Source organism: Paraburkholderia phymatum (genome assembly GCF_038900715.1).
Lineage (GTDB): Bacteria > Pseudomonadota > Gammaproteobacteria > Burkholderiales > Burkholderiaceae > Paraburkholderia > Paraburkholderia phymatum_A.
In genome coordinates this window covers 32,483-58,161 of sequence record NZ_JAYMRZ010000029.1, presented here as the reverse complement: position 1 = coordinate 58,161, position 25,679 = coordinate 32,483, and the positions used below count along the sequence as shown (strand labels likewise).

26 protein-coding genes are annotated in these 25,679 nt (G+C 63.5%); 18 read left to right on the top strand and 8 right to left on the bottom strand.

The window, feature by feature from the left end; translation table 11 throughout:
• The first annotated feature begins 9 nt into the window (after window positions 1-9).
• The 12 genes from VSR68_RS36320 (at window position 10) to VSR68_RS36265 (ending at window position 13,501) form a co-directional block, all read left to right on the top strand.
• Complete coding sequence (locus VSR68_RS36320) at window positions 10-1,761, top strand: GspE/PulE family protein (RefSeq protein WP_342944354.1); 1,752 nt, start codon at window positions 10-12, stop codon at window positions 1,759-1,761.
• Window positions 1,742-2,719: a hypothetical protein gene (locus VSR68_RS36315; RefSeq protein WP_342944353.1), complete on the top strand. Its 978-nt coding sequence runs from the start codon at window positions 1,742-1,744 to the stop codon at window positions 2,717-2,719. Before VSR68_RS36320 ends, VSR68_RS36315 begins: the two co-directional genes overlap by 20 nt.
• Window positions 2,716-3,246 (top strand): hypothetical protein, encoded by a 531-nt coding sequence (locus tag VSR68_RS36310; protein ID WP_342944352.1) that lies wholly within the window; start codon window positions 2,716-2,718, stop codon window positions 3,244-3,246. The genes VSR68_RS36315 and VSR68_RS36310 overlap by 4 nt, the downstream gene beginning before the upstream one ends.
• Before the next feature lie 11 nt (window positions 3,247-3,257).
• Window positions 3,258-3,824, top strand: coding sequence for a hypothetical protein (locus tag VSR68_RS36305; RefSeq protein ID WP_342944397.1), 567 nt, complete (start codon window positions 3,258-3,260; stop codon window positions 3,822-3,824).
• On the top strand, window positions 3,821-4,429 hold the full coding sequence (locus VSR68_RS36300; RefSeq protein ID WP_342944351.1) for a hypothetical protein: 609 nt from the start codon (window positions 3,821-3,823) through the stop codon (window positions 4,427-4,429). Before VSR68_RS36305 ends, VSR68_RS36300 begins: the two co-directional genes overlap by 4 nt.
• A 98-nt stretch (window positions 4,430-4,527) precedes the next feature.
• The gene (locus VSR68_RS36295) at window positions 4,528-6,756 is read left to right on the top strand and encodes a secretin N-terminal domain-containing protein (RefSeq protein WP_342944350.1); all 2,229 of its coding nucleotides are present in this window, start codon (window positions 4,528-4,530) and stop codon (window positions 6,754-6,756) included.
• Between the two features lie 3 nt (window positions 6,757-6,759).
• On the top strand, window positions 6,760-7,305 hold the full coding sequence (locus tag VSR68_RS36290; RefSeq protein ID WP_342944349.1) for a type II secretion system protein: 546 nt from the start codon (window positions 6,760-6,762) through the stop codon (window positions 7,303-7,305).
• A 33-nt stretch (window positions 7,306-7,338) separates the two neighbouring features.
• The gene (locus VSR68_RS36285) at window positions 7,339-7,731 is read left to right on the top strand and encodes a type II secretion system protein (RefSeq protein ID WP_342944348.1); all 393 of its coding nucleotides are present in this window, start codon (window positions 7,339-7,341) and stop codon (window positions 7,729-7,731) included.
• Complete coding sequence (locus VSR68_RS36280; protein ID WP_342944347.1) at window positions 7,728-8,351, top strand: type II secretion system protein; 624 nt, start codon at window positions 7,728-7,730, stop codon at window positions 8,349-8,351. The genes VSR68_RS36285 and VSR68_RS36280 overlap by 4 nt, the downstream gene beginning before the upstream one ends.
• Window positions 8,352-8,631: 280 nt before the next feature.
• Window positions 8,632-10,017, top strand: a complete 1,386-nt coding sequence (locus tag VSR68_RS36275; protein ID WP_342944346.1) for a sigma-54 dependent transcriptional regulator — start codon at window positions 8,632-8,634, stop codon at window positions 10,015-10,017.
• Window positions 10,018-10,600: 583 nt separating this feature from the next.
• Complete coding sequence (locus tag VSR68_RS36270; RefSeq protein WP_342944345.1) at window positions 10,601-11,644, top strand: glycosyltransferase family 2 protein; 1,044 nt, start codon at window positions 10,601-10,603, stop codon at window positions 11,642-11,644.
• An 828-nt stretch (window positions 11,645-12,472) separates the two neighbouring features.
• Window positions 12,473-13,501, top strand: coding sequence for a Gfo/Idh/MocA family oxidoreductase (locus VSR68_RS36265; RefSeq protein ID WP_342944344.1), 1,029 nt, complete (start codon window positions 12,473-12,475; stop codon window positions 13,499-13,501).
• Between the two features lie 25 nt (window positions 13,502-13,526).
• On the opposite strand, the gene VSR68_RS36260 is transcribed toward VSR68_RS36265, so the two are convergent.
• The 3 genes from VSR68_RS36260 to tauA are packed head-to-tail and all read right to left on the bottom strand — an operon-like array spanning window position 13,527 to window position 16,232.
• Window positions 13,527-14,387, bottom strand: coding sequence for an ABC transporter permease subunit (locus VSR68_RS36260; RefSeq protein ID WP_342944343.1), 861 nt, complete (start codon window positions 14,385-14,387; stop codon window positions 13,527-13,529).
• 1 nt (window position 14,388) lies between these two features.
• Complete coding sequence (locus tag VSR68_RS36255) at window positions 14,389-15,171, bottom strand: taurine ABC transporter ATP-binding protein (protein WP_342944342.1); 783 nt, start codon at window positions 15,169-15,171, stop codon at window positions 14,389-14,391.
• A 50-nt stretch (window positions 15,172-15,221) separates the two neighbouring features.
• Window positions 15,222-16,232, bottom strand: coding sequence for a taurine ABC transporter substrate-binding protein (gene tauA / locus VSR68_RS36250; protein WP_342944341.1), 1,011 nt, complete (start codon window positions 16,230-16,232; stop codon window positions 15,222-15,224).
• 263 nt (window positions 16,233-16,495) lie between these two features.
• Between tauA and VSR68_RS36245 the strand changes: the two genes are divergently transcribed.
• Both VSR68_RS36245 and VSR68_RS36240 read left to right on the top strand, forming a co-directional pair.
• Complete coding sequence (locus VSR68_RS36245; RefSeq protein WP_342944340.1) at window positions 16,496-17,056, top strand: carboxymuconolactone decarboxylase family protein; 561 nt, start codon at window positions 16,496-16,498, stop codon at window positions 17,054-17,056.
• Window positions 17,057-17,093: 37 nt separating this feature from the next.
• Window positions 17,094-17,930 (top strand): helix-turn-helix transcriptional regulator, encoded by an 837-nt coding sequence (locus VSR68_RS36240; protein WP_342944339.1) that lies wholly within the window; start codon window positions 17,094-17,096, stop codon window positions 17,928-17,930.
• Between the two features lie 33 nt (window positions 17,931-17,963).
• On the opposite strand, the gene VSR68_RS36235 is transcribed toward VSR68_RS36240, so the two are convergent.
• From VSR68_RS36235 to gcvA, 3 genes are all read right to left on the bottom strand, one after another.
• Window positions 17,964-18,680 carry a GNAT family N-acetyltransferase gene (locus tag VSR68_RS36235; RefSeq protein WP_342944338.1) on the bottom strand — a complete coding sequence of 239 codons (717 nt, stop codon included), beginning with the start codon at window positions 18,678-18,680 and terminating at the stop codon, window positions 17,964-17,966.
• A gap of 111 nt (window positions 18,681-18,791) precedes the next feature.
• Window positions 18,792-19,082, bottom strand: a complete 291-nt coding sequence (locus VSR68_RS36230) for a muconolactone Delta-isomerase family protein (RefSeq protein WP_342944337.1) — start codon at window positions 19,080-19,082, stop codon at window positions 18,792-18,794.
• Between the two features lie 170 nt (window positions 19,083-19,252).
• On the bottom strand, window positions 19,253-20,173 hold the full coding sequence (gene gcvA / locus VSR68_RS36225) for a transcriptional regulator GcvA (RefSeq protein WP_342944336.1): 921 nt from the start codon (window positions 20,171-20,173) through the stop codon (window positions 19,253-19,255).
• Window positions 20,174-20,312: 139 nt separating this feature from the next.
• On the opposite strand from gcvA, the gene leuC reads away from it, so the two are divergent.
• The 4 genes from leuC (at window position 20,313) to VSR68_RS36205 (ending at window position 24,976) form a co-directional block, all read left to right on the top strand.
• On the top strand, window positions 20,313-21,743 hold the full coding sequence (leuC, locus tag VSR68_RS36220; RefSeq protein ID WP_342944335.1) for a 3-isopropylmalate dehydratase large subunit: 1,431 nt from the start codon (window positions 20,313-20,315) through the stop codon (window positions 21,741-21,743).
• A gap of 1 nt (window position 21,744) precedes the next feature.
• A complete protein-coding gene (gene leuD, locus VSR68_RS36215; RefSeq protein ID WP_342944334.1) occupies window positions 21,745-22,335 on the top strand; it encodes a 3-isopropylmalate dehydratase small subunit in 591 nt (196 codons plus the stop codon).
• 40 nt (window positions 22,336-22,375) lie between these two features.
• Window positions 22,376-23,446 carry a 3-isopropylmalate dehydrogenase gene (gene leuB, locus VSR68_RS36210; RefSeq protein WP_342944333.1) on the top strand — a complete coding sequence of 357 codons (1,071 nt, stop codon included), beginning with the start codon at window positions 22,376-22,378 and terminating at the stop codon, window positions 23,444-23,446.
• Window positions 23,447-23,557: 111 nt separating this feature from the next.
• Window positions 23,558-24,976 carry an MFS transporter gene (locus VSR68_RS36205; RefSeq protein ID WP_342944332.1) on the top strand — a complete coding sequence of 473 codons (1,419 nt, stop codon included), beginning with the start codon at window positions 23,558-23,560 and terminating at the stop codon, window positions 24,974-24,976.
• Window positions 24,977-24,995: 19 nt separating this feature from the next.
• Here VSR68_RS36205 and VSR68_RS36200 read toward each other — a convergent pair whose 3' ends face one another.
• Together VSR68_RS36200 and gspG are read right to left on the bottom strand one after the other, a co-directional pair.
• Window positions 24,996-25,184 (bottom strand): hypothetical protein, encoded by a 189-nt coding sequence (locus VSR68_RS36200; protein WP_342944331.1) that lies wholly within the window; start codon window positions 25,182-25,184, stop codon window positions 24,996-24,998.
• The gene (gene gspG / locus VSR68_RS36195) at window positions 25,175-25,651 is read right to left on the bottom strand and encodes a type II secretion system major pseudopilin GspG (RefSeq protein WP_342944330.1); all 477 of its coding nucleotides are present in this window, start codon (window positions 25,649-25,651) and stop codon (window positions 25,175-25,177) included. Before gspG ends, VSR68_RS36200 begins: the two co-directional genes overlap by 10 nt.
• Window positions 25,652-25,679 lie beyond the last annotated feature (28 nt).

Genomic DNA, 25,679 nt, shown 5'->3' with positions numbered 1-25,679 from the left:
GAGGACGTCATGGACACGGCGAGCATCGCGAACGGAATCGACGGCACGGGCAGCGTCGATCTGCGCAACGCTTTGCGCGTGCTCGCCGAACGGCACGGTTCCGGCCTGCGCGCGCTCGAAGACCTGCTGTCGCAAACATCGGCGAGCCCGGACGAAGTGCTCGCGCGACTCGCCGCGCAATGTCACATGCAGCCCATCGCGATGCAAACGCTGAACGGCATGCAGCCGGACTTCGACATCGTGCCGTTCGTCGAGGCGACGACGCGCCTGTGCATCTGCTTTCGCGATTCCGCAGCAGGCGATCCCGTCGCAGGCGATTCCGAAATGGCACGGGGCCTGCTGTTCGTGATCGCCGATCCGCTCGACCGGCGCACGCGCGGCAGCATCGAGCAGCGCATGCGCGCGCGGCCCACGGTGCCTTATCGATGGGCGCTCGCGAGCGTCGGCGATATCACCGCGTGGCTCGCGGTGCGCGAGAAAGACGTGCGCGCGATGGACTCGCTCGCGCTCGACCAGACGAGCCAGCATGCCGCCGACTCCGCGTCGCTCGCGTTGACGCTGCAAGGCATCAGCAGCGACGACAGCGCCGTCGTGCGCCTGCTCAACTCGACGATCTACGACGCGCTGAAGATGATGGCGAGCGACATTCACCTCGAATGTCGCGCCAACGGGCTGATGATCAAATGCCGCGTCGACGGCGTGCTGACGGTGGTCGGCCGCGTCGAAGGGAGAGACGTCGCGGATCAGGTGCTGTCGCGCGTGAAGGTGATCTCCGAACTCGATATCGCCGAGCGGCGCGTGCCGCAGGACGGGCGCTTCAAGGCCGTCTACGCGGGCCGCGAAATCGACTTCCGCGTGTCGATCATGCCGAACCAGTTCGGCGAGGACGCGGTGCTGCGCATTCTGGACCGTTATCAGCTTTCGCAGGCATCGGGCGGGCTCACGCTCGAAGCGCTGGGATTTCAGCAGGACGACACGCGCTTCATGCGCACCGTCGCGGCGATGCCCTACGGCATGTTGCTCGTCACAGGGCCGACGGGCAGCGGCAAGACCACGACGCTCTACGCGATCCTCACGGAGATCAACGACGGCCTCGAAAAAATCGTGACCATCGAGGACCCCGTCGAATACCAGTTGGGGGACATCCTGCAGATTCCCGTCAACGAGGCGAAAGGGCTGACCTTTGCGCGCGGCCTTCGCTCGATTCTGCGGCACGATCCCGACAAGATCATGGTCGGCGAAATCCGCGATCCCGAGACAGCGCAGATCGCGGTGCAAGCCGCGTTGACGGGCCACCAGGTCTTCACGACCGTACACGCGAACAACGTGTTCGACGTGATCGGCCGCTTCACGAACATGGACGTCGATCCGTACAGCTTCGTGTCGGCGCTCAACGGCGTGATTGCGCAGCGGCTGTTGCGGCAGTGCTGCCCCGATTGCGTGACGGAAGATACCGTCGATGCCGACACGCTCGCGCGCTCGGGCATCGATCCCGATTCGGCGGGCGGCTATCTGTTCCGGCGCGGCACGGGATGCGCCGCGTGCCGTGGCAGCGGCTATCGCGGACGCCGCGCCGTCGCGGAGGCGCTGCGCATGGACGACGAACTTCGCCAGCTGCTGTCGGAGCGCGCGCCGCTCACGCAGATCAAGGCAGCCGCATTCCGTCAGGGCATGCAGACGCTGCGCGGCGCGGCTGTGAAGCTCGTGCAGAAAGGCGAGACGACGCTCGAGGAGATCAACCGTGTCACCATGGTCGAATGATTCGCACGGCGGCAGCGTCAACGTCGGCATCGGCACGCGCGAGATTGCCGTGAGTCCGCGCGCGTCGCGTTCGTTGCGCTGGACGCGTGTTCGCAAGACAGCGCCGGCGAGTTCACCGCGCAGCGTGCTGATGCCCGACGAACAGCGCTTCACCGAGAGCGGCGTATTCGACGCCTTGCGCGCAGCGCTCGCGCCGATATCCGATGACGGCGCGCCGCCCGCAAAGCAGGCGCCTTCGCGAAACCGTCGCGCGCACATCGTGCTCGACGATTTCTGGGGCAATCACGCGATATTGCGCGGCGACTTCCGCACGCTGCGCACGCGCGACATCGACGAGATCGCGCGCGCGCATTTCGTCGATACGTATGGCGTCGACGCGGAAGCGATCGTCGTGCGCGCCTGTGTGCAGCGCGGCGGCCGCGCGCTGTTCGCGAGCGCGTTGCCGCGCACGCTGGTCGACGGCATCCGCGAGACGGGTACGTCGGCGGGCGTCGATGTCGAGGCGCTGAAACTGTGCCTGCCGGAAATGCTCAATCGCACGCTGAACCGCATGCCTCGTGCGAACGCGATGCTCGTCTTCGCAGCCGATGCGCTGATGCAGGCCGTGCTGATCGAAGCGGGCCACTGGATCGGCTACGACGCGCAGCGTCTTTTCGATGGCGATGCAGACGATCCCGTGCGGATCGCCGCGCTCGCGGAGCAGGCGTTCGAGCATTGCGCGGAAGGGTCGAAGACGAAACGCCAGGACTGCGCGCTCGGCCTGTACGGCTTCGATGTCGATCACGCGCCGCTGCAAGCAGGCTTTGCGAGCGTGACCGCGCTTGCGTCATCCGTTGCAGACGCAGCCAATCAGACGGGCGACGAAGCAGGCAACGAAGCAGGCAACGAAGCAGGCAACGAAGCAGGCGATACGACACGCCCAAGCTTCGCGTGCCGTCTGCTGGAGTACGCGCAATGAGCGAGCCGCTTCACATCGACTTCGCTCGCAACCGGCCGCGCCTCGCGCCAGCGGGGCTCGTCGTGCTGGGCGTTGCCGTCGTGTTGCTGCTCGCGAGCGGCGTGCTGCTGTGGCGAGCGTATGACGACAACGATCGCGTCCAGGCGCGGCTCGAAGAGGCACGGCATCGGCTGTTCGCGAAGACGCATCCTGTCAGGGCGCAGCCCACGCCCGCCGCGATGCATGCGGAAAAGCAGAGCCTCGCCGTGTTGCGCGAGTTGACCGTGCCGTGGCAAGACCTTCTGTCGATCCTCGAAGACTATCCGGACCATGACGTCGCGTTGATCGGCATCGACCACAATCCCGTGCAGAGCCAGATACGCATCACGGCGGAAGCGAAAAACTTCGACGCGATGATCGCGTACCTGCGCTACCTGCAATCGAGCAAGCTGCTGCGCGAGGCCGTGCTCAACGATCACGAGATCGAAGCCAACGTTCCGGGCACGCCGGTACGGTTTCAGATCACCGCCGTATGGAGCCGGTCATGAACGAGCCGCTCATGAACGCCGATTCCGTGCGCGAGCGCCTTCTCACGTTGCGCTTCGAACTGGTGCGCCGTTTTGGCGTGCCGGGGCTCGCGGGCGTCGTGTTGATGTGCGCGGCGGCCGTCATGGCGAATGGCGCGATGCGCATGCAAGCGGGCACGCGCGATCTGTCGACTGAAGTGAGCCCCGCGCGCGCCGCGAAGAAAGCGGACGTTGCCGGCGAAGCGCGCGCATCCGCCGACGCAGCGATGCTGGAAATCTTGCCCGATCTCTTTCCGCGCTTCGCCCATAGCGCCGACGACATTGCCGCGATACTCGCGCGTGCCAGCGAAAACAAACTGACCGTCGGTTCCGCCGAATATCTCGTCGTCGCCGACTCAGGTGGACGGTATGTCCGCTATCAGATGCTGCTGCCCGTCAAGGATCAGTACGGCGCGATCCGGCGTTTTCTTGCGTCGGTGCTGAACAACCTGCCGAACGCGGCCTTGCGCGAGATACACGTCGAGCGGCCCGCCGTCGACGGCAGCGTGCTCGATGCGCGGGTCCGGTTCGAACTCGTCTACGGGGCGGCGCGGCCATGAATCCGAACCTCGTTCGCCGCAGCGTGCTCGGCCTCTGCCTGGTCGCAACGATTGCGCTCTCGGTGAAGGAGTGGCGGGCGTCGCAGGGTTCGGCGGCGATGGCGGCCGTGAATCCCGCGCGTCATGGAGCAGCGTTGCCGTCTTCGTCCGCGCGCGACGCGGCGAAAGAGCGCCGGACGAATGCGCCGGGAAAAACGGCGAACGCAGCAAGCGCGGCGACGTCGTCCGCATCGCATGCAGCGGATACGCCGAGCGAAAAGCTCACGGCATTGCGCAAGCCCACGTCGCTCGAATCGCGCAACAACCCGTTCGCCGCATCGTCGTGGCTGCCGCCGCCGCCTCCCGTGGTGCAGGCGCCGCCCGAGCCTCCGCCGCCGCCGACCGCACCGCCCATGCCGTATGTGTATCTCGGCAAGCTGGATGGATCGACGCTCAAGCCGCGCGTATTCCTGAGCAGCGGCGATCAGTTGCTGATCGTGTCGCAGGGCGAAATCGTCGATGGACAGTATCGCGTCGAGTCGATTTCCGACGGCGATGTCGTGCTGACGTATTTGCCGCTGAATCAGAAGCAGGTCATCGCCATACCAGGGGAAGGAAAACAATGACAGCCGCACGCAGCCGCGATCAGAGCCGCAACGGGGACAGCGGCTCGCCGACGCGCCATCCGCCAGACCCAGCGTCCCCTGCGCGCCGTTCGCGAGGCATGCCTCATATGAAGCGGCAGGCCGCGTGCATCGCGCTGGCCGTGCTGGCGCTCGGCGGCTGCGTGACGCAGCCCGCGACGCGCCAGAACGATCCCACCAACGCGCAATTGCAGATCGATTATCTGCATGACCGCGACGGACGTGTGAATGCACTGCTCGACGACGCGGAAGCGTACCGCGCGAGCTATCAGTACGACCTCGCCGCGCAGAAGCTCGGCCAGGCGTATCAGATCGATCCGGCGAGCGAGCGCGGCCGCAAGATCGGCGCGGCGGTCGACCGCGACCGGCGCGATCTCACCGCGTTGCAGGAAGCCGACCGCATGATGCAGCGCGGCTCGTATGCGCTCGCGGAACAGCGCGTGCATCGCGTGCTCGTGCAGAACCCGACCAATCCGATGGCGCAGCAGATGCTCAAGGAGATTCAGGACAAACGCAATCAGCAGCGCGCGCTGAAGGAGGAGAAGATCGCCGCGTCGTCGATCATGCGTACGCCCGTCACGCTGCAATTCCGCGATGCCAACGTGCGCATGGTGTTCGAAGCGCTGTCGAAAACGACGGGCCTCAACGTGATTTTCGACCGTGACGTGCGCGCCGATCTGAAGACGACGATCTTCGTGACGAACGCGACGCTGCAGGACACCGTCGACATGATCCTGATGCAGAGCCAGCTCGACAAGAAACAGCTGAACGCGAATACGCTCTTCATCTATCCGGCGACACCTGCAAAGGAACTCGAATATCAAGAGCTGAAGGTGCGCACGTTCCAGCTGTCGAACGTCGACGCCAAGCAGATTCAGGGCTTGCTCAAGAGTCTGCTCAAGCTCAAGGAAGTCGTCGTCGACGAACGCGCGAACACGGTCACGATACGCGGCACGCCCGATACGATCCGCGTGGCCGAGGAGATGATCGCCGCGCAGGATATTCCCGAGCCCGAGGTGATGATGGAAGTGCAGGTGCTCGAAGTCTCGCACGATCGCATGACTGACCTCGGCATCGAATGGCCGAATACGTTCACGATGGCGACGCCGGCAACGGCCAACACATGGGGCGAGCTGCATCACTTGCCCATCAACGCACTGAACGTGAGCGGGCTGTCCGCGACGGCCAACTTCAAGCTCAGCGATACCGACGCGAACCTGCTAGCCAGTCCGCGCATCCGCGCGCGCAACAAGGAAAAGGCGCGCATCCTGATCGGCGACAAGGTGCCCGTGATTTCGAGTTCGAGCACGCCGAGCACGAGCGGGCCGTCCTATACGCAGATGGTCCAGTACCTCGATGTCGGCATCAAGCTCGAAGTCGAGCCGCAGGTCTATCGTGACGGCGATGTCGGCATCAAGCTGAACCTCGAAGTAAGCAACATCACGAAGGTCATTCAGAGCGACAGCTCGCAGGCGGGGCTGACGACACTCGCGTATCAGATCGGCACGCGCAATGCGTCGACGAGCCTGCGTTTGCGCGACGGCGAAACGCAGATTCTCGGCGGCCTGATTTCCGATCAGGACCGCGAGACGGCCGACAAGGTGCCGGGCCTCGGCCAGTTGCCCGTGCTCGGACGGCTGTTTTCCAATCACAACGCCGATCGCGTGAAAACCGAAATCGTGCTGCAGATCACGCCGCATATCGTGCGTCCGCAGACAGCCGCCGACGCGGATACGCAGGAAGTGTGGTCGGGCACCGACGTCAACGTGCACGCGGACCAGTTGCGGCTCGATCCCGTCGTCGCGGAACTGGAGCCGCCTGCGCCGAGCCCCGTGATCCGCAAGCCGGGCAGCGTGGGTGGGGGCACGACGGGACGCGCGGCCGGCACGCCGCAAAGCAGCATTCAGAACCAGCAGCCAGCGGCGCCGTCGCCGCCCGCGAGCGCGTTTGGCCAGCCGCCCGTGCAGCCGCGGACGACGCCGCCACCGCAGCCTTACGGCGGGCGCTATTCGACTTTGCCACCGCCGCCCCCGCCGCCGCCCCCGGCGGGCGGAGCCGCGCCGCCTGCCAACGGAGCCGCACCGCCTGCCGAGCAGGGCGCGGGCGAGGCGCCGGCGGGCAGCGAGAACAACGGCGGTGCTCCATCCAACGCATACGCCGCGCCGTCGAGCGCATACACCGCGCCCGCTGTGCAAGGGGCGCCTCCGCCCCCGCCTGCCGCGCCTGCGCCGCCACCGATGCTCGTGATGCCGCCCGGCGACATGCCCAGCGACAACCCGTTGCGCTCTATTCAGAACGGCGGGTACTAGACGATGTTTCGCGCCACGCGTCCCGACCGTGTGCGCCGCGCGCATCGAGCGGGGCCGCGCGGCTTCACGCTGATCGAACTCGTGGTCACGCTCGCGCTCGTCGGCATTCTCGCGCTCGCCATCGTGCCGTTTTCTCAACTGATCGCGCAGCGCGAAAAGGAACAGCAGTTGAGCGCGGCATTGCGCGAGATCCGCACGGCGCTCGACGCCTACAAGGAAGCGAGCGACACGGGGCTGATCGAACGCGAAGCGGATGCGTCGGGCTATCCGCCTTCGCTGATCGTGCTGGTCGATGGCGTGAAGAACGTGAAAGACCCCAAAGGCGGGCTGCTGATGTTTCTGCGCCGCGTGCCGCGCGATCCTTTTTTTACGGGCGAACCGGATACGCCACCCGAAGACACCTGGAACGTGCGCGCGTTCGGCGAGCCGCCTGCGCATGCCGTTGACGCGGACCCGTCCGCGTCCAGCACGGCGGGCAAGGACGTGTTCGATGTCACGTCGAAGTCGGATCGCGTCGGCATCAACGGCATTCCCTATCGACAGTGGTGAGCGGACAGTGAGCTGACAGTGGTGAGCGCGATCATGAAAGGCAACGCCATGCGCCGGCTTTGCGCCGGTTTCACGCTGATAGAACTCGTCGTCGTGATGGCGATCATCGGCCTCTTGCTGACCATCGCGCTGCCGCGCTACATGCATAGCATCGATCGCGGCAAAGAGCAGGTGCGCGCGCAGAATCTCGCCGTGATGCGCGACGCGATCGACAAGTACTACGGCGACAACGGCGCGTATCCCGACACGCTCGACGAACTCGTGACGCGCCACTACTTGCGCGCGATTCCCGTCGACCCCGTGAACGGCGACGACAAATGGGCGGTCGTCGCTTCGCCGGACGACAACAAACCGGGCGTCTACGACATCCTGCCCGCAAGCAGCGCGCAGGGCGCGGCGTCGGATGCAGCGGGAGCGGGCCAATGAGCTTCGTCGCGACGCGCGGCCGTAACGAACGTTCGCCGGGCGCGCTCGTCGCGCGCGAACGCGGCCTCGTGATGCTGACGTTGCTGATCGCGTTGATGCTGCTTTCCGTCGCGCTGATGGGCGCGCTCGACGTATGGTCGTTTCAACGCAAACGGGAAACCGAACAGCAGTTGCTGTTCGTCGGCAACCAGTACCGTCTCGCGATACTGCGCTACTACCGCGCGGGACGCGCGCTGCCCGCATCCATCGACGATCTGCTCAACGACACGCGCTTTCCCGAGCCGCTGCATCATCTGCGCCGCGCTTACGCCGATCCCGTCAGCGGACAGAACGATTGGGTCTACCTGTACGAGGCCGGCCGGATAGCGGGCCTGCACAGCAGTTCGACGGATGCGCCGATCAAGCGCTCGCGTTTTCCCCGGCAGTTCGAAGACTTCGAAGGGCAGCAGACCTATGCGGGCTGGCAATTCTTCTATATGCCGCCGATGCCTCGCTCCAATTCCAATCTCGATACGCATCCAAGGAGGCCGAGACCCGGCTCGCTGGACGCACCATTCGATCCGATGAACGATGGCCTGACGCGTTTCACGCCGCGCAGCATGGGCACGTCGAACTGGTGATCGGTATCAAGCTCGTTGAAATACGGCTTTAAGCATTCGAATGTCCTAGAATGGACGTCCGCGTTTCATTCCTCACTCGCTTCGCGCGCTTTGTTATGTGCCCTACCGCACACTTCTCTGGCGATTTGGACGCGAAAACGCCTTCTTCCACGGAATAAGAAAAAGATCTTAAGGCGTTCTTCAGCTTCGTTAGCCGACACTTCCTTTACAGCACATTTTCTCTTTCTTATCGAGTCGATCAGTTTTCCTTTCTACTTCGGGCCGGCCGGAGAGACTTCATATGGACGCGGTGGCGAGAAAGCTCTATCACGTTTGCCGTGGCAACCGCGCGCTGCCGGACGCGGTGCTGCCGCACAGTGGATGGAATATCGACAGGATCGACGTCGGCGCGCGAACGAGGCATCGGACACGGCTTGCAGCAGGAGCGGGAGGGCTGATCGATCTCGCGTCGATGAAGTTTCCGCGTGACATGGAAGCGCTCACCGACGTGATCGCCGCGCGCGATGTCGGCTGGGTTGCGGCGTTGCGGCCCGAGCAGCTCGAAGACAAGGCGATCCGCTCGCTCGTGCGCGGCCGCTGCATGAGCTACATCACGCTACCCACGACAGCCGACGAACTCGGCCATGCGATAGGGCACGCGCGCGGCATGTGCTCGCTGGCGGAGCCGGTGGCCGCCCATCCGTGGACGGTGATGGACGGCGAGATGATCGGTGCGTCCGAGGCGATGCACCAGCTCCTTCGCACGATCCGCAAGGTCGCGATATGCAACGCGCCCGTGCTCATCCAGGGCGAGTCGGGGACGGGCAAGGAACTGACGGCACTTTCGATTCACCGCTATTCCGCGCGGCGGCGTGCGCCGTTTGTGGCGATCAATTGCGGCGCAATACCTGAGCATCTCGTCATGTCCGAACTGTTCGGCTACGAGCGTGGCGCGTTCACTGGCGCGAACGAGCGCAAGACGGGACGCATCGAGGCGGCGAGCGGCGGCACCGTTCTTCTCGACGAGATCGCCGATCTGCCGATGAAAAGCCAGGCGAGCCTGCTGCGCTTTTTGCAGGACCACAGCATCGAGCGGCTGGGCTGTACGGGCCCGATCGAGGTCGACGTGAGAGTCGTCTGCGCGACGCATGTGGACCTGAAGCAGGCGACGTTGGAAGGCCGGTTCCGCGAAGATCTCTATCATCGGCTGAGCGTGCTGCAAATCGACGAGCCGCCGCTGCGCGCGCGCGGTGCCGACGTCGAGCTATTGGCTCGGCATTTGCTCGATCAGTTGCGCGCGGATTCGTGCCGCCGGATTCGCGGCTTCTCCGACGACGCAATCCGCGCGATGCGCGCGCACGACTGGCCTGGCAATGTCCGCGAACTGCGCAATCGCGTATGGCGCGCGGTCGTACTGTTCGACAATCCGGTGATTACGGCAAGCGACCTGGGTCTTGCGCACTACGTCGGCACGCGTGCGGTATCGCTCGATCAGGTGCGTCGCCGCGCCGAACAGCACGCAGTCGAAAGGGCTCTGATGCGCCATCGCGGAAGAGTCGCGGACGCGGCGCGCGAACTCGATATTTCGCGCGTCACGCTATACCGGCTGCTCGAATCGTATGGGTTCGACATCGCGGCTTTTCTGAGCGTCATACGCGCCGATGTTTCGCTGACAACGGTGCGATAGTCGCAGTTGCGAATCACCCCGCGTGTTCCTTCCCGCTAGTTCCAGGTGTTGTTGACCTCACTCGAAATGCGCCACACGGTGCAATGCGTTCTGACGCAAACTTGCACCGCAAGACGTTCGCCGCCGCGCGCATTTTGCCGATTTCCTCAATATGTGCAATCTCGTCCCCATATAGGGGCGCTCACTTCAACGCTGCACCAAAACAGGCGCAAATGTTTGACAGGAAGTCGCAAAACGTTGAGGTTCTCGATAGCTTGCCGTAAGACCAGGTGCTAATCTTCATAGCTATGACTCACAGCTATGACTCACGCGTTTCCGATCGGCTTTGCGCGTCGTTGGCGGTCGTTCTGTGCCTGCGCGGAAGGGGGACATATGACATGTCCCGTACTACCTCGGTCCGGTAGACGCGCCGCATCGGAGGCAATCGAGCGGACGTATCTGGCTCTACATCGCCGTTTCGCTCGCTGAACGTTCCTTTTCACATGTGGCATTCGCGGCGGGCTTGCTCCCGCAAGGCGGCCGCCAGGGTTGCGCCGCTTTACGCTACCGCCACATCTTTGAACCCTGCTTCAGGACCGAGACCATGAGCTTAACGGGTGAACACACAACTTCAAGGAGCCCCCCAGGCGAAGTCGATCGCATCGAAGAACGCGGCACGGATCGCGCATCCATTCCAGCGCCGGTGCCCCTTCCTTCTGTCACGGTCGTCATGGCCAACTTCAATGGAGAGAACTGGATCGGGGAAGCCATCGAGTCGGTTCAGAGACAGAGTCTGGCGGACTGGGAACTGATCGTCGTGGACGATGCATCGACTGACGCAAGCGTGAAGGTCGTCCGCGCCGCCGCCGATCGCGATCCGCGTATCGTGCTGCTGACCTCGTCGTCCAACGCGGGGCCGTCGGCCGCGCGCAATCGCGCGCTGACGTGCGCACGAGGACGCTGGATCACCATCCTCGACAGTGATGACGTCTTCGCGGCAGGACGCCTCGAGTCGTTGCTTGCAAAGGTGGAGGCGGACGGCGAAAGGATCGCAGCGGACGACCTGCTCATCATGGATGAGAGCGGGTCGCTCACGGGACACTCGCTGCTAGGCCTCAATACCTCTACGGCTTTCGATGCGGTCGCGCTTGTCAACGCGCCGCACCTTGGCTATCTCCAGCCCATGATCAAGGCCGAGCTTTTAGGCGATCTTCGTTATGACGCGCGGGTTCGCTCTGCGGAAGACTTCGATCTTCTATTGCGCGTGCTGGTTAAGCACGATGCACATATGATTGTCTATCCAGCGATGGGGTATCACTATCGGCGACGCGATGGTTCGCTCTCCACGGACAAGTCCGCGGACCGACCCGCGCTCATGGGCATGCTCGAAGCGAATGAACGCTTTCGCGCATCGCACGCTCTGTCCGGACGGTTAGCCGCCGCGTGCGCGCAAAGGCATCGATCACTCGAAACCTCGCTTCGCTGGCTCGATGTCACCGAGGCGATTCGTCAAAGACGCTTCGCGGCAGCCCTTAGGCACACAATTGATCATCCCCGGGTTTTGGGTTGCGCGGTGCAATTCGTCAAGAAGCGCGTTTATCCTCTGATACTCAGAAGCAATCGCCGCGTTAAGACTTTAGGGCTGTGAGTACCGGGTCGAGAGTCGAACGGAACAGCATTTCTCCCGGATGATGTTCCTTTCTTGACAACACGAGAAATACTGGGCGCGCGACTTTCACGCCGGTCATAGGCATGCCATTACCGCGCAGGTCCGCGCCCTCGATGCTCGTCACGTGCTTTCGTTGAATGCGAAGACGCGCGCCGCAAACGGCCATTCCGCCTTGTGGGCAGCGATGCGATCGGCGTTGCGTAGCCGCGCGTCTGCGTCTCGCACCGACCACCTTTCAGCCGGTGTGCCGGCATTCGTGTTCTGATGAAGCCACGCGCCGCAATCGTCGCACCGGTATTGCAGGTAGCGTGTAACGGGTTGCGCCGGTGTTCCAAAAACGCCGGAGCCCGCAAGCCGCAAATTCGGATGGGGCGGTGTGCTAGATGGCCTTCCGTTCAGGAAGTGGCATGCGTAGCAGACTTCCATTTTCGTCCTCTCCCAGAAGGTGTGTCGAACTGCCTGCCGGCCCGGCGCTCGACGTTGAGCGCCGCGTCAACGGCATGGTGATGAAATCGCACGACGCCTGTCTCTCCCGCGAACCAGAAAAAGCATCCGTCCCCGAGCGCGCAGACAGGTTTGTCGTTTCCGGGCCAAAGTTTAGACAACGAGGACGTGGAAGTTAACCGCGTGACCGTGTGCGTAAGTTGTCCATTACGGACATGTTGGTTGCTACGGTTTGATAGAGAGCCGCTAGCCACAGCACGGCGCGGCTTTAGTGATTCCGGCTGAGCGTACACTGGTGCAACTGGAGCCTGTGGGTGCGCTCGTTGCTCCATTTTTCACGTACTGAATTCGAAAGGACATGTCATGGCAAAGGATGCGGTTGTCTGGGGAATCCTGGGTACGGCAAAGATCAACGACAAGGTCGTTGTGCCGATGCACAAGGCGCCACAGTGTCGTGTAAAGGGCATCGCGTCGCGAGATCCGGAGAAAGCTCGGGAAGCCGCGGCGAAATATGGCCTTGCTGTCGCATATGACAGTTACGAGGCACTGCTGGCAGACCCGGAAATCGACGCGGTGTATATTCCATTGCCCAATCACATTCACATGGAATGGACGATCAGGTCCGTCGAGGCGGGCAAGCACGTGCTGTGTGAGAAGCCGATCGGGCTGGATGTTCGACAGGCCGAGCGTCTCATCGCTGCGCGCGACAAGAGCGGCCAATACGTACAGGAAGCATTCATGGTCCGCACGCATCCGCAATGGCTGAAAGTGCGAACCCTGATCGAGGAGGGCGCCATAGGCGAATTGCGCGCAGTGACGGGAGGCTTTACCTATTACAACGCCGACCCGAAGAATATCCGCAACCGGAATGAACTCGGCGGCGGCGGTCTTCTGGATATCGGTTGCTACCCCATCACGACTTCGCGCTTCATCATCGGGCGTGAGCCAAAGCAGGTGGTCGCGCTGATGGAGCGAGATCCGATGTTCGAGGTGGACCGGCTAGGCTCTGTGTTGATGGATTTCGACGGCGTGCAGGCAAGCTTCTTTTACGCGACCCAGATCCACAATTACCAGCGCATGCAGTTTCACGGCACCACGGGCCGGATCGAGGTCGAGATTCCGTTCAACGCACCGAACGATAGACCGACGCGTCTGTTATTGAGTGAACGCTCGGACGCAGGAGTCAGTACGGAGCGCTGGCTGGAGCTGCCGGTGTGCGATCAATATGGCGTCGCAGCCGCGGTGTTCGCGGAAGCGATATTGAGCGGAGGTCCACAGGCTATTCCGCTTGAAGATGCACGCTCGAACATGCGAGTGATCGATGCCGTTTTCCGTTCGGCCCAGTCGGGCGCTTGGGTGAGCATCGAGGACAGTCAAAGCTCGCGTGAATGAGCGAAGCCTCTGGATAACCGTGCTCTCAGTTCTCCGCGTGCCACGGAGTGAGCTTGCGTTGCAGCGATCGCAATCCCAGTTCCAGTACCAAAGCAATGGCGCCGATCACCAGAATCCCGGCAATCACGACATCGGTGACGAGAAAGCGGGAAGCCGAATAGACCATGAAGCCCAGCCCGCGCGTTGCGGCGATCAGTTCGGCGGCGACGAGCGTCGACCAGCCGGCACCGAGCGCGATTCGCAAGCCCGTCAGTATCTCGGGCAACGCGCTCGGCAACACCACGTGGACGAGCAGCTTGAAGCGCGTTGCGCCGAGCGATGCGGCGGCGAGCAACCGGCTCTTTGCGACGCGGCTGGCGCCCGACGCGGTCGCGATCGTCAGCGGCGCGAAGATGGTCAGATAGATGAGCAGCACCTTCGACAGCTCGCCGATGCCAAACCAGATCACCATCAACGGCAGATACGCGAGCGGCGGAACCGGGCGATAGAACTCGATCACCGGATCGAGCGCGCCGCGCGCTATCTTGCTGGTCGCGATCGCAAGTCCGGCGGGGATGGCCGTGACCAGCGCGAGCACGAACGCCAGTGCGATACGCGACAGGCTGGCCGCCAGATGCTGCGTGAGCGTCGCGTCATCGAAGCCGTCGGTCCACAACTGGCCCAGCTTGCGGACGATTGCCTCGGGCGTCGGCAGCAGTACGGGCGGAAACCATTGGAGGTGACTCGCAAGCCACCACGCCGAGAAAAGCGCCAGCACGGTGATCAATGTTGCAGCATGTCCGCGATCGATTCGAACGATGCGGGTTCGCGCATGTGTGGACGTGAGCGCGGCCGGGTCGGCGATGTTCGACGGCGGGCCTGCGTGGGTGTTCTTGATCGATGACATGTCAGGCTTCCTGCGTCTCGCGCACGAGCTGATCGAGCAGTTGCATATGAATCGCCGTGAACTGCGGGTCCATGCGAATGGAACGGATCGACTCGCCGGCTGCATAACGCCGCGCGAAATCGAGGCGATGCCGCTGCACGACCCGCCCTGGACGAGGCGACAGGATCAGCAGTTCGGTGGCGAGCAACACGGCCTCCTCGATGCTGTGCGTGATCAGAAACACGCCCTTGCCGGTTGCTTGCCATATGTCGAGCAGCAGTGTCTGCATGTGTTCGCGCGTCAACGCATCGAGTGCGCCGAGCGGCTCGTCCATGAGCAGGAACGACGGATCGGCGGCGAGCGCGCGCGCCAGTCCCACGCGTTGACGCATGCCGCCCGAGATCTCGTTGATCCTGTGGTGCGCGAACCCGTCGAGCTTCACGAGCCGCAGCACTTCCGCAGCGCGCGCATCACGCGCTGTGCGACCGACGCCGCGCATGCGCAGCCCGAAGGCGACGTTGTCCAGCACATTCAGCCACGGCATCAATGCATCGTCCTGGAACACCACGCCGCGATTCGCGTCGGGTCCGTACACGGGCTTGCCATTGCTCGTGACGCGGCCGGACGTCGGCGCCTGGAAGCCGGCGAGCAACGACAGCAGCGTGCTCTTGCCGCATCCTGATGCGCCGAGCGCGACGACGATTTCTCCGCTGCGCACCGACACGGATGCATCCTGCAACGCGGTCAGCGGGCCGCGCGCCGTTTCATAGACAACGGTGGCGTGATGTGCGCTCAGTTCAGCCATGATTTGCGTGCTGTTTCGTTCGGTCAAAGAGTTCGGGTCTTGCGATGCCGTTACTTCGACGCAACAGCCGCTGTCACGAAGCGCGTCGTGACGGCTGCATTGTAGTCAGGCAGTATCTGGTCGATTTTCTTTTGCTCCTGGAGAAAGCGTGCTGTCGCCGCCACGGCTTTCGCGGTGCCTCCGCCAAGCAGCGTCGGCGCCGCCTGTTCGGATGCCGTCGGATAGACATTGCCCGCGAGCAGTTGCGGCACGTCCGATGCATTCGCGCCGCTGAGCTTTGAAATGGCTGTGACCTGCTTCGAGTCCGAAGTCCATGCCTTGCCGTTTGCCCGATAGTCCGAAATGGCGTTCAACGTCACGGACACAAACTTCGCGACGAAATCCGGATGTGCCTGCGCGAAGTCCCTGCGCACGGCCCAAAGATCGAACGTCGGCGCGCCCCACTTTCCGACTTCCGTCGAATCGACGAGGACGTGGCCCGATTCCTTGGCCTTGCCGAGCGCGGGGTCCCACGTGTAGGCGGCGTCGATGTCGCCACGCGTCCATGCCGCGATGATTTCAGTGGGGCCGAGATTGACGATGCGCACCTGATCGGGCTTGATGCCCCAGTGCTTCAACGCCGCGAGCAGGCTGTAATGGCTGGTCGACACAAAGGGCGTTGCAATCGTCTTGCCGATGAGATCCTGCGGCTTGTCGATATGCGCGCCATTGCGCACGACGAGTGCTTCCGAGCCTCCCGTCAACGCATTCAGCACGACCGCTTCGATTGGCACGCCACGGCTCACTGCGGCCGAGAAGGGACTCGAGCCGACATCGCCGATCTGGATATCGCCGGAAGCGAGTGCGGCTACGATGTCCGCGCCCGTATCGAAGCGCCGCCAGTTGATCGTCCAGCCCGTTGCCTTCTCATACGCTGCGCTGGCCTGGGCGAGCTTCGCAGGATCGGCGCCGTACTGGTAGGCGATATTGACGGTATCTGCGCGCGCCGCGGTGCTGTGGATGAGCAATGTTGCCAGCACTGCGTTTGCAGCGATGGCCTGGACGAAACGTTTAATGTTCATGGACGATGTCTGCTCAGTTGGAGATGGAAGCAGGTTAGCGCGTGGAGAGCCGCCTGCTAACCAATGAATCATCAGTTGCATATACGGCTTGAAGCATTGCTGTGCGTAGATGTCCAACGCGCGCAGTGGCTCTATTGCGCGTTTGCTTCTTTGCAAATGCCGCGCGGCGATTACATCCGATGTAATTGGCGCGCGGTTCAGCGTTCTCTACTCTTCGACTGTCGCGTCACCAATCCGGTGACGCTCACCGTCAAGGAGATACCATGTCTGCCTGCTATCCCGTTCATACGATCGAATCGGCGCCTGCGCAATCGAAGCCCGTGCTCCGGCAATTGCAAGAGGCTTTCGGTCTGATTCCGAACATCGCGGCCGCTATGGCCACATCGCCGGTATTGATCAACGGCTTCATCGGCGTGTTCGAGCGCGTGCATGCAAGCAGTTTGACCGAGCCGCAAATCCAGACATTGCTGCTGACGAACGCGGTCACGAACGCCAGCGAGTGGCCCGTCGCGTTTCACACCGCACTCGCATTGAAGCAAGGCATACGCTCCGCCGATGTCGATGCGATACGGCGTGGCGAATTGCCTGACGACGGCGGACTCGCCGCGCTGTCGATGCTGGCGCGCACGTTGATCGAAAAACGTGGCCGCCTTGCCGATGCGGACCAGCGGCGTTTCTTCGAAGCCGGGTTCAGCGCAGAGCAACTGCTCGAAGTGATTGCGGTGGTTGCGGCATCGACTATCACGAACTATGTCGCCAGCGTGACGAGGCCGGAACTCGAAGCACCGTTCACGGAGTTCGTCTGGCGTGCGCCCATCGCGTGAGTCCGCTATAGTCGTTCGCGTTGATCGGGGAAATCAAATGAACGTCACCAGTCGCGATCGGAAAGCGCCGCCGGGCGAACTCGGCAGCTTGTTGCGCTATTGGCGCGACGTGCGCGGCGTGAGTCAGCTCGATCTGTCGCTCGATGCAGGTATCTCGCAGCGGCAGATCAGCTTCATTGAAAGCGGGCGCAGCGTGCCGGGCCGGGAGACCTTGCTGACGCTCGCGCAAACGCTCGATGTGCCGCTGCGCGAGCGCAATGCACTGCTGCTCGCGGCGGGCTATGCACCCATGTATTCGGAGGCGCCGTGGAACGCGCAGGAGATGCACAGCGTCATCCGCGCGCTCGAACGGGTCGTTCGACAGCACGAGCCGTTTCCCGCGATCGTGATGGACCGGCACTGGAACGTCCTGATGACCAACGACGCTGCGCCACGCTTTTTCAACTCCTTCATTGACATGGCTGCGCGTGAAGGCCCGCGCAACATGCTGCATCTGATGTTCGATCCGCAGGGAATGCGCCCGTTCGTCGCCGACTGGGACACCGTTTCGCGCAGCCTGCTGCAGCGGGTGTACCGGGAATCGGTGGGTCGGGTGATCGACGACGATACCGCGCATCTGCTCGACGAACTGCTTGCGTATCCCGACGTGCCGCGCGACTGGAAGAGCTGGCACGCGCCTGCCGCCGCGCACGCGATGCCGATGATACCGCTCGGTTTCGTCAAGGACGGAGCCGTGCTTCGCTATTTTTCGATGGTCACGAGCGTCGGCGCACCGCAAAACGTTGCCGCGCAGGAATTGCGCCTCGAATGCATGTTCCCTGTCGACGATGCAACGGAAGCGCGCCATCATGCAATGCTCGCGGCGCATTCATAGAAACCGCTGAGCGGATTGCAGCGCTCCGCTCCGCTAGCTTTGCGCGCGATCGAGCCCGGTGAGATGCATCTCACGCCTGTCGACAAAGCCCAGCGTGCGATAGAGCGAAATCGCGGTCTGGTTCGATGTGAAGACGTGCAGAAAGGGCGTCTCGCCGCGCGCGGTGATGGTTGAGATCAGCAGTTTCATCAGGCCCGCAGCATGGCCACGCCCGCGAAACGCTGCGTCCACGCAGACGGCGCTGATCTCCGTGAATCCGTCGAGCCTCATGCGCTCGCCCGCCATCGCGACCAGATCGTCCTGACTGCGAACGCCAAAATAAGACCCGAGTTCGATGGTGCGCGGACCAAACGGGCCAGGCCGGGTCGCGGTGATGAGCGAGAGCATCGCGGGAACATCGGCAACGGACAGCCTCACGTGCCGCGATTCTTCGTGTCGATCGAGCGTGCCTTGCCAGATCATTTGCAGCAAGACGGCACGCCTTGTGACGGAAAAGCCGGGCGGAGGAACGATGTCGTCCGCCGTGACCAACGTAAGGGGGCCGTGCGCGTCAATGAGAGAACGCAAAGCCGCAAACGATTCCGGACTGGAGTCGGCCGTCGCAGCATAGGGCGCGACGTCGGCCTGATATCGGACCGCCCCGCTATCGCCGAGTGCAAAGCGTTTGTGCGTCGCGCCGAGCGCGTTCCATACCACATCGTCGAGAGGATGAATTCCGCTCGCGTTCCTTTTTGCTTCGGCTTCAGACATCGCTTTCTCCATCGAGGTATAGGGCAGCGCTTCCCGTCGCCTTTTCATGCGTTCGATCATCGCGACGCCGATCGCCTTGCGTTCGATGGCGTCGACGCTGCCCCCAGGTACTTACTTCTGAATCAGGCGGCCCAGCGGCGCGAGCGGACCGACAGGCGTCAATTCGAACGTCATGAAGCCGCCTTCCGTCAGCGGCAGTTCGTCCACTGTCGCCTTTGCTTCATCGATCGACTCGACGTCCATCAGAAAGAACACGCCGGGACGGTCCTGGCGAAACCAGAACTGCTCGATCTTTCCGTCGAGATAGAGCTGGAGCGTATGGGGAACTTCCTTCGCCATGAGCTGCGGCTGTTGTTCCGGAGTGGGCGGGGTCGTGATCGTTCCGACAGCAAAAACCTTCACAGTGATCTCCTTGATGTTCCGTTGCGATGTGCAACAGTGATCACTGTAGCTTCCGGGTGCGGAAAACAGTATCGTCGTAAATGACAACTTTGGGGGCATTTGCGCCACACGCGACGTGTGGCCGAAACCGAAAAAGACTCGTGCGGCAAACGCGGTCGACAGATCGTTTGCTAACCGCGATTCGCCGCAGCGAGGCTTCGCTCGTATGCGTCGGCTTCTTCCATCAGCCACGCTTCGAACGCCATCAGTTGTGGCGACCTCGACGTGACGAGCGCGCATGCCAGGTAGTAGGCGCCGGGCGTGGTCACTTGCAGGTCGAACGGCGCGATGAGCTTTCCGCTCGTCAGATCGTCTTCGATCAACGCGCGCACCGCGATCATCACGCCGAGATTGTCGATGGCCGCCTGATAGGCCAGCGCCGCATTGTCGAAGTCGACGTGGCCCGCGCCGTCCAGTTCGGTCAGTCCCGCTTCGACGAGCCAGCGCGACCAGTCCATCGGCCGGTTTCGCGACGACAGCAACGTGTGCCGCGCGAGATCCCTCGGTTCGGCGAGCGCGGGCCCGCGTTGCAACAGAGCGGGGCTGCAAACGGGCATCAGCACTTCGCGAAAGAGCCGCTGATGCCCTTGTCCCTCGGGCGGATACGGATGCGAATGCACGGACACGTCGATGTCTTCGAGCCGGAAATTCGCGGGCTCGTGCGACGTGACGATCTGGATCGCGATCTTCGGATGCCGCGCGTGAAAGCGCGTCAGACGCGGCACGAGCCAGCGCATCGCGAAGGTCGGCGGCAGCTTGAGGCGCAGCACGGAGCCGTCCGCTTCGTCACGCAATTCGCGCGTCGCGTAGTCGATCTGATCGAACGCGCTGCTCAACGCGCGGATGTAGCTCTCGCCCTTGCGCGTCAGTTCGATGCCGCGCGGCGTGCGCAGAAACAGCTTCACGCCGAGCCAGTCTTCCAGCAGCGATACGTGACGGCTCACGGCGCCTTGCGTGACGAGTAGTTCCTTCGCCGCGCCCGTGAAGCTCGAATAACGCCCCGATGCTTCGAACGCGCGCAACGCATTGAGGGGTGGCAGTTTTCGTCGCATGTTTCGCCATGAGTTTTCTTGATGGTGGCCATGATATATCTGTCGTTGTAAAGATTGGGGAAGCGCCTACCATCGTCTCACCGTGCGGCTCGTGCAAACCAGCGTCCAGCCACGCGGAGAACAAACGGAGACGAACACAGTGACACGCACCACTGGCGCACCCCGCACGCTGTTCGACAAGATCTGGCAGACGCATCGCATCTTCGAGCGCGAAGATGGCCAGAGCCTGCTCTACGTCGACAGCCATTTCATTCAGGACGGTTCCGCGCCCGCTTTCGAAATGCTGCGCCAGCGCGGCCTCAAGGTGCGCGCGCCGCAGCGCGGCTTCGCCACCGCCGATCACTACGTGCCGACGAACAGCCGCGATCTCGCCAGCATCGCGGACCCCGAAAAGCGCGCGATGGCGAATGCCCTTCGCAACGACAGCAACGAGCACGGCATCGCTTTCTACGGCCTCGACGATGCGCGTCAAGGCATCGTTCACGTCGTCGGGCCGGAACAGGGCATGAGCCGCCCAGGCATGCTGATTGTGTGCGGCGACAGTCACACGTCCACGCATGGCGCGCTGGGTGCTCTTGCGTTCGGCATCGGCGCCACGGAAGTCGCGCACGTGCTCGCAACGCAAACGCTGTGGCAGCGCAAGCCGCGCACGATGCGCATCGTGCTCGACGGCGCGCTTGCGTCCGGCGTCAGCGCAAAGGATGTGATTCTCGCGATCATCGCGCGCATCGGCGCGGGCGGCGCGACGGGGCACGTGATCGAATATGCGGGCTCGGCCATCTCCGCTCTGTCGCTGGAGGGGCGCCTGACCATCTGCAACATGTCGATCGAAGCGGGCGGGCGCGCGGGCATGGTCGCGCCCGACGACATCACCTTCGACTATCTCGCGAACAAGCCGCACGCGCCGCAAGGCGAGCAGTGGGAGCGGGACGTCGCGCGCTGGCGTGCGCTCGCGAGCGACGAAGGCGCATCGTTCGACAAAGAGGTGTCGATCGACGTGAGCACGCTGCGCCCGATGGTGACGTGGGGCAACAGCCCCGAGGACGCGCTGCCCATCGACGCGCGCGTGCCCGATCCCGCGAGCGCGCCGAACGCGGAGCGCCGCGCCGCGATGCAGCGCACGATGGATTACATGGGACTTACGCCAGGCATGCCGCTCGATGGTCTTACGATCGATCGCGCGTTCATCGGCTCGTGCACGAACGGGCGCATCGAGGATCTGAAGGCGGCGGCCGCCGTCGTGAAGGGGCGCAAGGTCGCGTCGTCGGTAGAGGCGTGGGTCGTGCCGGGCTCGGGGCTCGTCAAGCGCGAAGCCGAAGCGCTCGGCCTCGATCGCGTGTTCCGCGACGCGGGCTTTCAATGGCGCGAAGCGGGCTGCTCGATGTGCCTCGGCACGAACGGCGACATCGTTGCACCAGGGCAGCGCAGCGCTTCGACGACCAATCGCAATTTCGTCGGCAGGCAAGGGCCCGGATCGCGCACGCATCTGATGAGCCCCGCAATGGTCGCGGCCGCCGCGCTCACCGGACGACTCACGGACGTGCGCCCGTTGCTCGCGGAGGCCCGCTGATATGGAACCGTTCGTTCGTCTCGATGCCGTCGCGCTGCCCATCGCGCGCCCGAACTGCGATACCGATCAGATCCTGCCCGCGCGCTATCTGCAAAAGCCGCGCGCCGACGACTTCGGCGCTTATCTGTTCCGCGATCTGCGTTACCGCGCGGATGGCGCGGAGAACGCATCGTTCGCGTTGAATCAGCCCGCTTACCGGCCCGCGCGCATCGTGGTGGCGAAGGAGAACTTCGCGTGCGGATCGTCGCGCGAGCATGCGGTGTGGGCGCTTTACGACTACGGCGTGCGAGCCGTCATCGCGCCGAGCGTCGGCGACATCTTCGCTTCGAACGCGGCAAAAAACGGCTTGCTGATCGTGTTGCTTCCGGCAGATGTGGTCGACGGCCTGATCGACAGGATCGAAGCGGAACCGGGTCTTCACGTCACGGTCGATCTCGAAGCGCAGACCGTTTCGATGGCCAATGGCGACACGCACGCGTTCTCGATCGAGGCGTATCTGAAGCGTTGCCTGCTCGAAGGGCTCGACGAACTCGGCTTCACGCTCACGCAGATGGAACGCATCGAAGCGTTCGAGCGCGGCTACGCGTCGTGACGCGACACCATTCACTCAACCGGAAAGCAAGGGAGCGCACATGAAAGTCGCGGTACTCGCGGGAGACGGCATCGGCAAGGAAGTGACGGCACAGGCGCTCAGGATATTGCAGGCGGTCGTGCCGAAGAGCGCGGGACTCGAAGTCGAGCATGCGCCCATCGGCGGCGCGGGCGTGGAAGCGGCGGGCGATCCGTTGCCTGCGCAGACGCTGGAGGTTGCGCGCCGCTCGGACGCGATTCTCTTCGGCGCGGCGGGCGAGCCCGGCGATGAAAAGATTCCGTTCGACGTGCGTCCGGGCGCGAGCCTGCTGCGTCTGCGCAAGGCACTTGATCTCTTCGCGAACTTTCGCCCCGCGTTCCTGTTTCCCGAACTCGCGGATGCATCCAGCCTGAAGCGCGAAGTCGTCGACGGACTCGACATCGTGATCCTGCGCGAACTCACGGGCGATCTCTACTTCGGCGAACCGCGCGGCGTGACGAATGAAGGCGGCGAGCGCATCGGCATCAATACGATGCGCTACAGCGAATCCGAAGTGCGGCGCATCGCGCACGCGGCGTTTCGCGCGGCGCGGCAGCGGCAGCGCAAGGTGTGTTCGGTCGACAAGGCCAATGTGCTCGAAACGATGCGACTGTGGCGCGACGTGATGACGGAAGTCGGCCGCGACTATCCCGACGTCGAACTTACGCACATGTTCGTCGATGCCGCCGCGATGATGCTGATGCGCAATCCGCGCCAGTTCGACGTGATCGTCACGGGCAACGTGTTCGGCGACATTCTCTCGGACGCCGCCGCGATGCTCACGGGCTCCATCGGCATGCTGCCTTCGGCGTCGCTGGGCGTTGGCGCCTTCGGTCTGTACGAACCGGTGCACGGCACGGCGCCGGACATCGCGGGCAAGGACATCGCCAATCCGCTCGCGGCGATTCTCTCCGTCGAGATGATGCTGCGCCTGTCATTCGATCTCGACGACGCGGCCGATCGCGTGCGCCGCGCGGTGAGCACGGTACTGTCGCAAGGCTATCGCACGGCGGACATCTATCGACCCGGCACGCGCAAGGTGGGCACGCGCGAGATGGGCGATGCGGTTGTGGCCGCGCTCGAACGGCATTGAACACGGCATTGGGAACGGCACTGAAAATCACGATGCGCCCGGCCCGCCGCGAGCGGGCTTCATAAGAAAGAGATATCGCGGCGGCCAACGAGCTGCTGCGCGGAGACGACGATGACAGACATCTACGCGGACACAACGACCGTCAGGGTCGCGGACTCGTATGCCGGGCAAGTCGCGTCCCGGCTCGATCGCTTGCCGTTCACGCGCACGCTCTGGTGGTTCGTGTTCCTGATCTCGCTGGGCGGCGTGTTCGAGCTTTACGATCTCTTCATGACGGCGTACATCGCGCCAGGGCTCGTGAAAAGCGGGCTGTTCAGCACGAACCCGGCCGGCTTCTTCAGCGTCAACGGCGTGGGCTTCTTCGTGTTCTGCACGTTCGCGGGCATGTGGCTCGGCTGCATGGTATTCGGCTCGATCGCGGACCGGCTCGGCCGACGCTCGATGTTCACGTTCTCGCTCGTCTGGTATTCGATCGCAACCGCGTTGATGGCGTGTCAGACGAGCGCGGAGGGCGTCGATATCTGCCGCTTCATCGCGGCTATCGGCGTGGGGCTGGAGCAGGTCACCATCGACACCTTCCTCACCGAACTCGTGCCGCCGCAAGGGCGCGGCAAGGCGTTCGCGTTCTATCAGTTCATCGAGTTTCTGATCGTGCCCGTGGTCGCGCTGCTCGGCTGGCTGCTCGTGCCCGTCAGTCCGTTCGGCATCGATGGCTGGCGCTGGGTTGCGGGCATCGCGTCGGTGGGCGCGATTGCCGCGTGGTGGCTGCGTCTCGGCTTGCCGGAAAGCCCGCGCTGGCTCGCGCTGCACGGTCGCGACGAAGAAGCGGAGCGCATCATGCGCGACCTCGAAACGAAGATCGCGCGCGACGCGGGCATGACCGCGCTGCCGAAAGCGCCGCCCGCCGAAGCCGTCGTCGGCGACGGCAAGTTTTCCGAACTGTTCAAGGGACCGTATGGCAAGCGCACGCTGGTGCTTTCAGTGTTCAATCTGATGCAGACCATCGCGTTCTACGGCTTCGGCGCGTGGGTGCCGACGTTGCTCATTTCAAAGGGCATCCACGTGACGACGAGCCTGCAATACTCGTTCATCATCGCGCTCGCGAATCCCGTCGGGCCGCTGCTCGGCATCTGGATCGCGGATCGCATGGAGCGCAAGTGGCAGATCGTCAGCGCGGGCGTGGGCATCGGCATCTTCATGCTCATCTTCGCGCGGCAGACGGAGCCGGCGTGGATCATCACATTCGGCGTGCTCGTCACGCTGTTCAACAACTGGATCTCGTTCGTCTTTCACGGCTTTCAGGCCGAGCAATATCCGACGCGTATCCGTGCGCGTGCGATCGGCTTCGTGTACTCGTGGAGCCGCGTGAGCGCGGCCGTCGCCGGTTTGCTGATCGGCTTCTTCCTGCACGAGGGCGGAACGCTCGGCGTCGCGATGTTCATCGGCGCGGCGATGCTCGTGATGATCGTCGCGGTGGGCGCATTCGGGCCGCGCACGCGCAATCGACGTTTAGAGGATCTGTCGCGCTGAGCTGGCAAGACGGGCAGATTCACGACACATTCGCGATCAGCGCAACGCGCAATCGCCGATAGTCGACAGGCGCGGTGACGCATGACCGGACGATGCGTCCGCTGGCGATCCGGCCACGCGCGATCACGAGCCGTGGTGCCGCATCCGGCGCGCGCATGTCGCGCGCGTTGCCCTGCGAGCAATAGAAGCCAACGACGTCTACTGCCACGAGCCGACGTCGGCATCGTTGCCTTCGCCGCCCGGCTTGCCATCCGCGCCGTAGCTGAACACGTCGATCTCGCCGTGCACGCCCGGATTCAGGTACTGATACGTATTGCCCCACGGATCATTCGGCAGACGCTCGAGATAGCCGCCGTCCTTCCAGTTGCTCGGGATCGGGTCCGTGGTCGGCTTTTCGATCATCGCGCGCAGGCCCTGCTCCTGGGTCGGATAGCGGCCGTTGTCGAGCCGGTACAGCTTGAGCGACTGCATGACGGTGCCGATATCCTGCTTCGCAGCCACGCGGCGCGCTTCGTCCGGACGGCTCATGATCTTCGGCACGATCAGCGCGGCCAGAATGCCGAGGATCGCAATCACGACCATGATCTCGATCAGGGTGAACCCGCGTTGACGACGCGCACGCAGGTTCGCATGCATGTTCGCGATCTCGTTGCGGCGACTGGTCCACATTTGCATAGCTTGCTACCTCATTGGAAAAATTATC